This window comes from Pseudomonas sp. NY15435 (assembly GCF_048068295.1).
Classification (GTDB): domain Bacteria; phylum Pseudomonadota; class Gammaproteobacteria; order Pseudomonadales; family Pseudomonadaceae; genus Pseudomonas.
The window spans coordinates 240820-252807 of sequence record NZ_JBLUQA010000010.1; the positions used below are offsets into that span (position 1 = coordinate 240820).

8 protein-coding genes and 1 pseudogene are annotated in these 11988 nt (G+C 63.2%); 3 read left to right on the forward strand and 6 right to left on the reverse strand.

Features of this window, described 5'->3' with window-relative positions:
* Nucleotide 1 precedes the first annotated feature (1 nt).
* Together modB and modA are read right to left on the reverse strand one after the other, a co-directional pair.
* The gene (gene modB / locus ACNFH5_RS23010) at nucleotides 2-688 is read right to left on the reverse strand and encodes a molybdate ABC transporter permease subunit (protein ID WP_416750011.1); all 687 of its coding nucleotides are present in this window, start codon (nucleotides 686-688) and stop codon (nucleotides 2-4) included.
* A gap of 11 nt (nucleotides 689-699) precedes the next feature.
* Nucleotides 700-1455 (reverse strand): molybdate ABC transporter substrate-binding protein, encoded by a 756-nt coding sequence (modA, locus tag ACNFH5_RS23015; protein WP_416749992.1) that lies wholly within the window; start codon nucleotides 1453-1455, stop codon nucleotides 700-702.
* Between the two features lie 126 nt (nucleotides 1456-1581).
* Here modA and ACNFH5_RS23020 point away from each other — a divergent pair, with 126 nt between their 5' ends.
* The gene (locus ACNFH5_RS23020; RefSeq protein ID WP_138526088.1) at nucleotides 1582-2010 is read left to right on the forward strand and encodes a TOBE domain-containing protein; all 429 of its coding nucleotides are present in this window, start codon (nucleotides 1582-1584) and stop codon (nucleotides 2008-2010) included.
* Nucleotides 2011-2210: 200 nt separating this feature from the next.
* Here the strand turns inward: ACNFH5_RS23020 and ACNFH5_RS23025 are convergent, their stop codons facing one another.
* The 3 genes from ACNFH5_RS23025 to ACNFH5_RS23035 form a co-directional block, all read right to left on the reverse strand.
* Nucleotides 2211-3836: an ATP-binding protein gene (locus ACNFH5_RS23025; protein WP_416749994.1), complete on the reverse strand. Its 1626-nt coding sequence runs from the start codon at nucleotides 3834-3836 to the stop codon at nucleotides 2211-2213.
* Between the two features lie 226 nt (nucleotides 3837-4062).
* Nucleotides 4063-4617 (reverse strand): GNAT family N-acetyltransferase, encoded by a 555-nt coding sequence (locus ACNFH5_RS23030; RefSeq protein WP_416749996.1) that lies wholly within the window; start codon nucleotides 4615-4617, stop codon nucleotides 4063-4065.
* Between the two features lie 3 nt (nucleotides 4618-4620).
* Nucleotides 4621-5325: a response regulator gene (locus ACNFH5_RS23035; protein ID WP_416749998.1), complete on the reverse strand. Its 705-nt coding sequence runs from the start codon at nucleotides 5323-5325 to the stop codon at nucleotides 4621-4623.
* A 796-nt stretch (nucleotides 5326-6121) separates the two neighbouring features.
* Here ACNFH5_RS23035 and ACNFH5_RS23040 point away from each other — a divergent pair.
* Together ACNFH5_RS23040 and ACNFH5_RS23045 are read left to right on the forward strand one after the other, a co-directional pair.
* Nucleotides 6122-9010, forward strand: coding sequence for a ribonucleoside-diphosphate reductase subunit alpha (locus ACNFH5_RS23040; protein WP_416750000.1), 2889 nt, complete (start codon nucleotides 6122-6124; stop codon nucleotides 9008-9010).
* A gap of 196 nt (nucleotides 9011-9206) precedes the next feature.
* Nucleotides 9207-10454, forward strand: coding sequence for a ribonucleotide-diphosphate reductase subunit beta (locus ACNFH5_RS23045; RefSeq protein ID WP_045217833.1), 1248 nt, complete (start codon nucleotides 9207-9209; stop codon nucleotides 10452-10454).
* Between the two features lie 1326 nt (nucleotides 10455-11780).
* Here ACNFH5_RS23045 and ACNFH5_RS23050 read toward each other — a convergent pair.
* A pseudogene (locus ACNFH5_RS23050) lies at nucleotides 11781-11988 on the reverse strand (hydrolase); the annotation flags it as partial.

The window sequence follows — 11988 nt, forward strand, 5'->3', positions numbered from 1 at the left end:
CTCAGGCCCAGGCCGAACGGCTGCGGCGGCTCGCATAGAGCGCCAGCAGGACGAAGAAGGAGAAGATCACCATGCCGCCGGCCAGCCAATGTGCCTGGGCATACTCCATGGCCTCAACGTGATCGAATATCTGCACCGACACCACGCGCGTCTTGCCCGGAATGTTGCCACCGATCATCAGCACTACGCCGAACTCACCCACCGTGTGGGCGAAGCCGAGGATGCTGGCGGTGATGAAGCCCGGCCGCGCCAGCGGCAGGACCACGGAGAAGAAGGTATCCAGGGGACTCGCGCGCAAGGTCGCGGCGGCCTCCAGCGGTTTGTTGCCAATGGCCTCGAAGGCGTTCTGTAACGGCTGCACCACGAAGGGCAGCGAATAGAACACCGAGCCCACCACGAGCCCGGCGAAGGTGAACGGCAAGCGCCCCAGGCCCAGGCTCTCGGTAGCGTGACCGATGAACCCGTGGGGCCCCATGGTGATCAGCAGGTAGAAGCCGATCACCGTCGGCGGCAGCACCAGCGGCAACGCCACCACCGCCCCCAGCGGACCTTTCAGCCAGGAGCGGGTACGCGACAGCCACCAGGCGATCGGCGTGCCGATCAGCAGGAGGATCAGGGTGCTCAGGGCGGCCAGCTCGATAGTGAGCCGGATGGCCAGGAAATCCTCCTGCGTGAGGGGCATCGCTATTCCTTGAAGGCTCAGAGTTCGTAACCGTAGGACTTGATCACCGCAGCGGCCTTCGGCCCTTTCAGGTACTCGACCAGGGCCTTGGCGGCGGCACTGTCCTTGCCCTTGTTGAGAATCACGGCGTCCTGACGGATCGGGTCGTGCAGGTCAGCCGGGACAATCCAGGCGGAACCGCTGGTCACCTTGCCATCCTTGTAGATCTGCGACAACGCCACGAATCCCAGCTCCGCGTTGCCAGTGGAGACGAACTGGAAGGCCTGGGTGATGTTCTGGCCTTCGACGATCTTGCCCGCGACCGTGTCCTTCAGGCCGAGCTTGTCGATCACCTGGGTAGCAGCCAGGCCATAGGGCGCGGCTTTCGGGTTGGCGATGGACAGGTGCTTGTATTCGTTCTTCTTCAGCACCTCGCCTTTGGCGTCGACGTAGCCGTCTTTCGCCGACCACAGCGCCAGGGTACCGATGGCATAAGTGAAGCGCGAACCGGGGACGATTTCCTTCTCCGCTTCGAGTTTCTTCGGTGTGCTGTCGTCAGCGGCGAGGAAGACCTCGAACGGCGCGCCGTTCTTGATCTGGGTGTAGAACTGGCCAGTGGCGCCGTAGGCGGCGACCAGCTTGTGGCCGGTGTCCTTCTCGAAGTCCTTGGCGATCGCCTGGATCGGCGCGGTGAAGTTGGCGGCGACGGCCACCTGCACTTCATCGGCCAGCGCCGAGTGCAGGGTGAAGCAGGAAGCGACCAGCAGGGACAGGCTTGCGAAGCGGTGTTTCATCGTGATGCTCCAGTGGGTTGTTGTTTTAACACTTCGATTGGCGCGGGCTGGGCTATACACTCAGTTCAGCCCCGTGACACGTCCGGCCAGTGATTGGCCATACAAGCAATTCAGGAGAGTCAGTTCATGAAGGTCAGTGCACGCAACGTCTTCAAGGGCAGCGTCAAGCAGCTGCGTAACGGTGCGGTCAATGCCGAAGTCGTGGTCGCCCTGCCCGGCGGCAGCGAGCTGGTGGCGATCGTCACCGAGGAAAGCGTGAAGAGCCTGGGCCTGGCCCAGGGCAAGGACGTCATCGCGCTGGTCAAGGCGCCCTGGGTGATGCTGATGACCGAGGCCGAGGACATCCGCCTGTCCGCGCGCAACTGCCTGAGCGGCACGGTGAAATCCGTCACCGATGGCGCGGTGAACGCCGAAGTGGTGCTGGGCCTGTCCGGTGGCACCGAGGTGGTCGCGGTAGTCACCCGCGACGCGGTCAGCGAGCTGGGCCTGGCGCCCGGCGTAAAAGCGACTGCAGTGATCAAAGCGTCCCATGTGATCCTCGGTGTTCCTGCCTGAAACCCTGCGCGGGCCTGTCGCTGACAGGCCCCACTGCCCCGCCTACCAGCGCTCGTTATAGCAAAAATTACATAACGATACCGGTGACTCTGCAATACCTCTTAGGAGAGCTGTTTCACTGGAGGAAGATGCAGAGCGACCCGGTGGGCGCCATCAGCTCGTGACGGCACCGCAGCATTCTGCATTTTTTGACTTCAAGGTCAAATATCGTCTTCGACCTTGGGCGCCTGCCGGCGCGGCCACATCAGCGTGAAGCACGCCCCGCCGAGCACTTCGCTTTTCGCGATCTGCGCGCGGCCGCCGTGCCAGTGGATGATCCGCCGCACGATGGAGAGCCCCAGCCCGTGCCCGCCGGTAACCCGCGCGCGGCTGTCGTCGGCACGGAAGAACGGCTGGAACAGCCGGTGCCATTGCGCTTGTGGCACGCCGGGGCCGTCGTCTTCCACGTCCACCTGGCAGCGGTCCACGCTCACCCGGTAACTGATCCGCACCCGCCCTTCGGCATAGCGCAGCGCGTTGGTCATCAGGTTCTGCAGCGCGCGGTGCAGGTAGCGCGGCTCAGCCTCGATCCAGCTGCCCTGGTCGAACGGCACCAGCGCACCCGGCTCGCAGGTGACGCTGATTTCCCGGCGCAGTGGGGCAATCTCCGCTACCACCTGCTCCACCAGCGCGCCCAGTTCGATGCGCTGGTAGCTCAGCGCCGGGGAGCCCTGCTCCAGCCGCGCGTAGGTGAGCATCTCGTCCACCAGCTGGTCGAGGTCCTGGATGTCGCCGTCCATACCCTCCATGTACTTGCGCCGCGCCTTGTCGGTCTCGGCGGACTCGATCATCTCCAGCCCGAAGCGCAGCCGCGCCACCGGTGTGCGCAGCTCGTGGGATACCGCACGGACCAGTTCGCGCTGCACCGTCAGCAGAAGGTGCAGTTGCTCGGCCATGTGGTTGAAGGCCCCCGCGAGACGACCCACCGAGTCCGCACCGCGCACTTCCACGCGCGTATCCAGGCTGCCGCGAGCAATGCGCGTGGCGGCGGATTCGAGGCCGCGCAGGCGCTGTTCCAGCCCGCTGATGAGCAGGTAAAGCGTCAGCCCGATGAGCGTCAGCGCGACGACCACGATGATCGTCAGCAACTGCGGCGGGTACGGGTTCATCTGGTAGATCGGCCCCAGCTCCAGCACCCAGGGCGTGTCGAGGATGCCCGAGAGCACGCGGATGGAATCGCCGCCCTTGCCCAGCGCCATTACCGTGTCACCCTCCTCCACCCGACGGCTCTGGTCGTCGTCGAGGTCGACTTCCTTCAGGCGCAGCAGGTGCACCTCGAAGCCGAAGCGCTTGTCGCGAACGATACGCGCCAGGTGATAGGGCTGCTCGCTGGCCGGGTAGCGCTTGAGCTCATCCATCAACAAATAGATGGTGGCGCGCGCCAGTTGCTCGCTGACCTGCTCCACCTCGCCGGTGAGGATCAGCCCTTCCGCCGCGCTCACCTGGGTCATCACCTTCACTTCATGGGGCGCACTGGCCTGTACCAGCACCTGGTCGTTCATCAGCCGTGCCCGGCTGCGTCCTTCCATGCCCAGCGCATCCAGGCTGGTGAGCTTGAGCGGAATACCGAGCAGGCGGCTCCACTGGCTCAGCGCACGCTTGCGGTCCACCTCGCTCATGGGCAGCAGCTCGTCCGCCATCAGGCGGAAGGTGCCACGCGCCAGGTCCTCGCGGTAGCGCTCGCCGCGCACATCGTTGACCAGGTGCAGGGTCAGCACCGCCAGCGCGGCAACCGCTACCAGGGTCAGCAGCATGCCGCCGTAGATGCGCAGGAAGATGGATTTCATGGCCGGGCTTTCCGGGTGGGTTCGGCGCTATTGAAGAGCGCCCTCACCCTAGCCCTCTCCCGGGGGGAGAGGGGACTGTGTGGAGTGCGCAGGAAGCTCGGCGCTCCAAAGAATCCACGCAGTTGGCCTCTGCTCCGGCAGGATGAAACCGAATCCGCAGCCGGCACGGATTGCCCCCTCTCCCTCCGGGAGAGGGCTGGGGTGAGGGCCAGCCCGGGCACCGGACTCACACTACTTCCGCCGGGTTGAGCAACCCGTAGTAATCCAGGCTGACGAACGCGCCGTCCTTCACCTCGCACTCGCGGCGCCGGCCTTCCAGCATGAACCCCTGGCGCAGCAGCAGGCGGCCGCTGGCGAGGTTCTCCGGCTCCACCTCGGCCTCGATGCGGTGCACGTTCATGTCGCGGAAGGCGTGGCGGAAGATCAGCGGCAGGCATTCGCCCATCACGCCCTGCCCCCAATGCTCGGGCAGTAGCCAGTAGCCCAGTTCCAGACGACGGTGCTCCTGCTGCCAGTTGTTGAAGCCGCAGCCGCCGACGATGTCCTCGGGCGCATCCGGCCGGCAGATCGCCCACCAGATACCGCTGCTCTCCCTATGGATGCGCTCGAACCACTCCATCTGCTCGCGGGTGGCTTCCAGTGTCGCGTAGGAGACACCGTAGTAGCGGATCACCTCAGGATGCGACAGCGCGCGAAATACCGCTGGCTGGTCGGCATCGGTGAAGGCGCGCAGGCGGAAGCGCTCGCCGTGCAGCTCGGGGAAGGGTGGCACGGCGCTCATGGCTCAGAGCTCCCCGACGAACAGGTAGCCCTTGCTGCGCACCGTCTTGATCAGGCGCGGGTGCATCGGGTCGTCGCCGATCTTCGGGCGGATGCGCGAGATGCGCACGTCGATGGAACGGTCCTGGCCGTCGTACTCGATGCCGCGCAGGGAGTTGAAGATTTCCTCGCGGGAGAGGATGCGCCCGGCGTTGGCCGCCAGCAGCCAGAGCAGATCGAACTCGGCGCTGGTCAGCTCGATGGTCTGCTCGTCCAACCAGGCCTCACGCATGGCATTGTCGATCACCAGCTTGCCGAAGGTCAGGCGCTTGCCCGCCACTGCCGGCGCGGCCTCGGCCGGCTCGCTGCGGCGCAGCAGGGCGCGGATGCGCGCCAGCAGCACACGCGGGCGCACCGGCTTGCACACGTAGTCGTCGGCGCCCATCTCCAGGCCCTGGACCTGGTCCATGTCGTCGGTGCGCGCGGTGAGCATCAGGATCGGCCCGTCGTAATCCGGGCGCAGGCGCTTGCAGATGGACAGCCCATCCTCCCCCGGCAGCATCAGGTCGAGCACCACCAGGTCCGGCCGCTCGGCCAGCACCCGCTCCACCGCCTTGCCGCCATGGGACTCGATGGACACCACCAGGCCGTTGCTCTCCAGGTAGTCCTGGGTCAACTCGGCCAGTCGCTGGTCGTCCTCGACGATGAGAATGCGCGCTTCTTGTTCCACCTTGCCTCCTGATGCGCCATGAGCGAGCGCGGGCATGCTTACTATAGAGAGCTACCATAGCGAGCCCGCAAAAGCGGCCGGCATTGTAGCCAGATTGCCGGCGCTGCGGCACGCCATCGGCGTAAGCAGGCATTGCGCGAAAAGGTCAAGGGCTGCTGCGACAGAAACACTACATATTGTGGTAGTGTTCCTCCCCGAGCAGCACCTCCGAAGCGTGTGAAAATTCTCTCGCCAACCACGACGAACGGCGAAAGGCAGTCAGCATCAGGGATTGCGCGAGTTACCCCGCTTCACCCACATTCCATGCACATTTTATCCACAGCTTTTCCCCTTCTCCCCGCCTTGCAAACACCCCCATAGCGCATTATCTTGTATCCCCGTTGCGGTATACCCCTACATCTTGGGGTTGCCACCACGGACCGGACACAAGAAGAAAGTCGAAATCCCGAGCCTGTTCCACGGCTCCTCCGGTTCCACCACAACGTATTCCAGACGTACTGATGTGCCACGCGGCCCAGCCCGCAAGGAGCGATTCATGTCGATGGAAATGCGGTACGGGTGTTGCAACGTAACGTTCAACACCACTAGGTATTGTGGTCCCGGCCCGTAAAGCCGGCACCCGAGTTGGGCCAGGGAGGCGCTTCGGGTCATTCCCCCTGTTCCAGAAGAATTCCAGCTCGCGACTGCAATCGCGGGCGACTGCTCTTTTTGCTCTTTATTTGCACTCCTTGCTTTTGAGAATGGCGCCCCTGGCGTCGGCAACAAACCCATTACGAGAACGTGGAGACAACCACCCATGCAAATCGACACCACTCGCGAGAACCCGCAGGCCAATGCGCCGCAGGCCGCCGAATCCGCACAGGATCTGGCCGCCACTGCGCCCGGCCAGCTGCGCGTGATCAAGCGCAACGGCACCGTAGTTCCCTACACCGATGACAAGATCACCGTAGCCATCACCAAGGCGTTCCTCGCCGTGGAAGGCGGCACCGCCGCCGCCTCGTCGCGCATCCATGAGACCGTGCGCCGCCTGACCGAACAGGTCACCGCGACCTTCAAGCGCCGCATGCCCTCCGGTGGCACCATCCACATCGAAGAGATCCAGGACCAGGTTGAACTGTCCCTGATGCGCGCCGGCGAGCAGAAAGTCGCCCGCGACTACGTGATCTACCGTGAAGCTCGCGCCAACGAGCGCAAGACCGCAGGCGTGGCCAGCGACATCGCCCAGCCGCACCCGAGCATCCGCATCACCAAGGCCGACGGCAGCACCCAGCCGCTGGACATGGGCCGCCTGCAGACCATCATCCGCGAAGCCTGCGAAGGCCTGGCCGAAGTCGATGGCAGCCTGATCGAACGCGAAACCCTGAAGAACCTGTATGACGGCGTCGCCGAGAAGGACGTCAACACCGCCCTGGTGATGACCGCCCGTACCCTGGTCGAGCGCGAGCCGAACTACTCCTACGTCACCGCCCGCCTGCTGATGGACACCCTGCGCGCCGAAGCGCTGGGCTTCCTGGGCGTGGCCGACAGCGCCACTCACCACGAGATGGCCGACCTGTACGCCAAGGCCCTGGCCGCCTACGTCGAGAAAGGCTCCGAGTTCGAGTTGATCGACAGCAAGCTCAAAGGCTACGACCTGGCCAAGCTGGGCGCCGCGATCAACCACGAACGCGACCAGCAATTCACCTACCTCGGCCTGCAGACCCTGTACGACCGCTACTTCATCCACAAGGACGGCATCCGTTTCGAACTGCCGCAGGTCTTCTTCATGCGCGTGGCCATGGGCCTGGCCATCGAAGAGAAGGACCGTGAAGCTCGCGCCATCGAGTTCTACAACCTGCTCTCCTCGTTCGACTACATGTCGTCGACCCCGACCCTGTTCAACGCCGGCACTCTGCGTCCGCAGCTGTCGTCCTGCTACCTGACCACCGTGCCGGACGACCTGTCGGGCATCTACAACGCGATCCACGACAACGCCATGCTGTCGAAATTCGCCGGCGGCCTGGGCAACGACTGGACTCCGGTGCGCGCGCTGGGCTCCTACATCAAGGGCACCAACGGCAAGTCCCAGGGCGTGGTTCCGTTCCTGAAAGTAGTGAACGACACCGCGGTGGCCGTGAACCAGGGTGGCAAGCGCAAAGGCGCCGTCTGCGCCTACCTGGAAACCTGGCACCTGGACATCGAGGAATTCCTCGAGCTGCGCAAGAACACCGGTGACGACCGTCGCCGTACCCACGACATGAACACCGCGAACTGGATTCCGGACCTGTTCATGAAGCGCGTCTTCGACGACGGCAAGTGGACCCTGTTCTCCCCGTCCGAAGTTCCGGACCTGCACGATCTGACCGGCAAGGCCTTCGAAGAGCGCTACGAGTATTACGAAGCCCTGACCGAGTACAACAAGATCAAGGTATTCAAGGTCGTCCAGGCCAAAGACCTGTGGCGCAAGATGCTCTCCATGCTCTTCGAGACCGGCCACCCGTGGCTGACCTTCAAGGACCCGTGCAACCTGCGCAGCCCGCAGCAGCACGTGGGCGTGGTCCACAGCTCGAACCTGTGCACCGAGATCACCCTGAACACCAACAAGGACGAGATCGCGGTCTGCAACCTGGGCTCGATCAACCTGGTCAACCACATCGTCGACGGCAAGCTGGACACCGCCAAGCTCGAGAAGACCGTGAAGACCGCCGTACGCATGCTCGATAACGTTATCGACATCAACTACTACTCGGTCCCGCAGGCTCGCAACTCGAACCTCAAGCACCGTCCGGTTGGCCTGGGCATCATGGGCTTCCAGGACGCGCTGTACCTGCAGCACATCGCCTACGGCTCCGACGCTGCCATCGAGTTCGCCGACAAGTCCATGGAAGCGGTGAGCTACTTCGCCATCCAGGCTTCCTGTGACCTGGCCGACGAGCGTGGCGCCTACGAGACCTTCGACGGCTCCCTGTGGTCCAAGGGCATCCTGCCGCTGGACTCCCAGCAGATCCTCATCGAAGCCCGTGGCCAGAAGTACATCGACGTCGACCTGACCGAATCCCTCGACTGGGCTCCGGTACGTGCTCGCGTACAGAAAGGCATCCGTAACTCGAACATCATGGCCATCGCGCCGACCGCGACCATCGCCAACATCACCGGCGTATCGCAGTCCATCGAGCCGACCTACCAGAACCTGTACGTGAAATCGAACCTCTCCGGCGAGTTCACCGTGATCAACCCCTACCTGGTTCGCGACCTGAAAGTGCGCGGCCTGTGGGACCCGGTCATGGTCAACGACCTGAAGTACTACGACGGCTCCGTGCAGCAGATCGAGCGCATCCCGCAAGACCTGAAAGACCTGTACGCCACCGCCTTCGAAGTCGAGACCAAGTGGATCGTCGACGCCGCCAGCCGCCGCCAGAAGTGGATCGATCAGGCCCAGTCCCTGAACCTCTACATCGCCGGCGCCTCGGGCAAGAAGCTGGACGTGACCTACCGCATGGCGTGGTTCCGTGGCCTGAAAACCACCTACTACCTCCGTGCCCTGGCCGCCACCAGCACCGAGAAGTCCACCATCAACACCGGCAAGCTGAACGCCGTGTCCGCGGGTGGCAACGATGGCCTGCAGGCCGCAGCCGCCGAGCCGCAACCGGCTCCGGTACCCCAGGCTTGCTCCATCGACAACCCGGACTGCGAAGCCTGCCAATAAGGTGAGCGCGCCGCCTCGGCGGCGCTAACACCGAAACAGCAGACCGCACGGACTGTCCCCTCTCCCTTCGGGAGAGGGCTAGGGAGAGGGGCTTTCAAAAGCCCTCCCCAAGCATCCAAAGCTTTAGCGTGCATCCATCACGCAACCAGACACCAGGCCGCCACAGAGCAGCCCACAGAACCAGGAGAGGAAGCCCATGCTGAGCTGGGACGAATTCGACAAAGAAGACGCCACCGAAGCCAAGGCCGCCCCGGCCGTCGCCCAGGCCGCTGCGCAGAACGCTGACAAACTCGACGCTGACGCCGCAGGCTCCGTCGAAGAAGCACGCGCCGTATCCGCCAACGACTCCGACGCCGTCGCCCGCGCCAAGCAGGCCCTCGACGCCCTGGACATCCAGGAAGGCCTGGACGATCTGGAAGGCTCCGCCGCCCGCGTACAAGTCGGCGACAAGCAGATGATCAACGCCCGTGCCGACCTCAACCAGCTCGTACCCTTCAAGTACGACTGGGCCTGGCAGAAGTATCTGGATGGTTGCGCCAACCACTGGATGCCCCAGGAAGTGAACATGAACGCCGACATTGCCCTGTGGAAGAGCAAGGACGGCCTGTCCGAAGACGAGCGCCGCATCGTCATGCGCAACCTCGGCTTCTTCTCCACTGCCGACTCGCTGGTCGCCAACAACCTGGTGCTGGCCGTCTACCGCCTGATCACCAACCCCGAGTGCCGCCAGTACATCCTGCGCCAGGCCTTCGAGGAAGCGATCCACACCCACGCCTACCAGTACTGCATCGAGTCGCTGGGCATGGATGAAGGCGAAATCTTCAACATGTACCACGAGATTCCTTCGGTCGCGAAGAAAGCCTCCTGGGGCCTGAAGTACACCCGTTCGATTTCCGATCCGAAGTTCGAAACCGGCACCCCGGAAACCGACCGCCAGTTCCTGCGCAACCTGATCGCCTACTACTGCGTCCTGGAAGGCATCTTCTTCTACTGCGGCTTTACCCAGATCCTCTCCATGGGCCGCCGCAACAAGATGACCGGCACCGCCGAGCAGTTCCAGTACATCCTGCGCGACGAATCCATGCACCTGAACTTCGGCATCGACGTGATCAACCAGATCAAGATCGAGAACCCGCACCTGTGGGATGCCCAGATGAAGGACGAGGCTACCCAGATGATCCTCCAGGGCACCCAGCTGGAGATCGAATACGCACGCGACACCATGCCGCGCGGCGTACTGGGCATGAACGCGGCGATGATGGAGGACTACCTCAAGTTCATCGCCAACCGCCGCCTGACCCAGATCGGCCTCAAAGAGGAATACCCGGGCACCAGCAACCCGTTCCCGTGGATGAGCGAAATCATGGACCTGAAGAAGGAAAAGAACTTCTTCGAGACCCGCGTGATCGAGTACCAGACCGGCGGCGCGCTGAGCTGGGACTGACGGAAGTAGTAGCACCACCGCAAGTCAAGACCATTAGAAACGCTGTAACCCGAAATGGAATGTTGGGGCAGTGAATAGAAAGCGAAAAGCCCCGCCTAGTGCGGGGCTTTTTGTTTTAGGCCAGCGAGTAGCCAGACCTCTATCTGCTCCAAACGCCTACGCTGTAGCTGAAAATTGTGCAGCTCCGGAGCCCGCGCTCTTGTAGGGCGGATAACGCGAAGCGTTATCCGCCGAGTGCAAGTTGGCAACTCGCCAAATGTCTCATGCGTCGGCACGGCGGTGAGAAAACCAGAACTTGAGCGCGATGCGCTCCTGTAGCGGCGAGCTTGCCCACGAACCTGCCGTAGGCCGGTATCGCCGGTAGATCAGAAAGGAGATCTTCTATTCTGGAAGCTCCTCCATAAGGGCTAGCCCTCTCCCCCGCCCTCTCCCTGAAGGGAGAGGGGGCTATCCGTGCCAGCTCCGGCTCCGGCACTGGAAGTCTTCCAGAGAAAAATCCGCGCACTCCGGACCGCCTCGTTCAGGAGGCCTCGTTGAATTGGAGTTTCAGGGGTTGAGCGACATGGATGTCGCGAGAGCGCTGTCGGGCCAGGGATGGCCCGTCAGCGCGGGCTCCTGAAACTTCGATTCAACGAGGGAATTTTTCGCCTAGGCGAAAAACCGGATGTCCGGGGCAAGACCTTTGGTTACTTTGCGTCGTTTGGCAAAGTGACTCGCCCGAGGGGGCGAAACGAGAGGCCGGCGCGCACGCCAACGCGACGCGGGAAACCAAGGCGCGAGGCAGACACATCGCGGACGGAGTCCGCTCCTACGGCAAAGCACCGTGCCACGCAGTTCGCGAGCAAGCTCGCTCCTACAGGTAAGGGCTACTTCTGTTTGCTTTTGAAGTTTTCCAGAGCGACTTCCGAGCACTCCGGACTGCCCCGTTCAGGAGGCCTCGTTGGATTGGAGTTTCAGGGGTTGAGCGACATGGATGTCGCGAGAGCGCTGTCGGGCCAGGGATGGCCCGTCAGCGCGGGCTCCTGAAACTTCGATTCAACGAGGGAATTTTTCGCCTAGGCGAAAAACCGGATGTCCGGGGCAAGACTTTTTGGTTCCTTTTGTGGCGTTTGACAAAAGGGACTCGCCCGAGGGGGCGAAACGAGGGGCCGACGCGCACGACGCTGCGACGCGGGAAACCAAGGCGCGGGGCAGAGACATCGCGGACGGAGTCCGCTCCTACGACAAAGCACCGTGTCACGCGGTTCGCGAGCAAGCTCGCTCCTACAAAAAAAGCAAAAAACCGGAACCTCGCAGGAGGCTCCGGTTCGGGTCACGCCGGGAGAATCACTTGCCAGCAGTCAGCGTGCTGTAGGCAGTGATCAGGTTGCGGTAATCCGGAATGTGGTTGGAGCACAGCGCCGCCAGCCCTTCGATATCGTTACGCCAGTCGCGGTGCAGCTCACAGGCCACGCCGAACCAGGTCATCAGCTGCGCACCGGCCGCTTCCATCCGGCGCCAGGCGGCGTCGCGGGTCATCTCGTTGAAGGTGCCG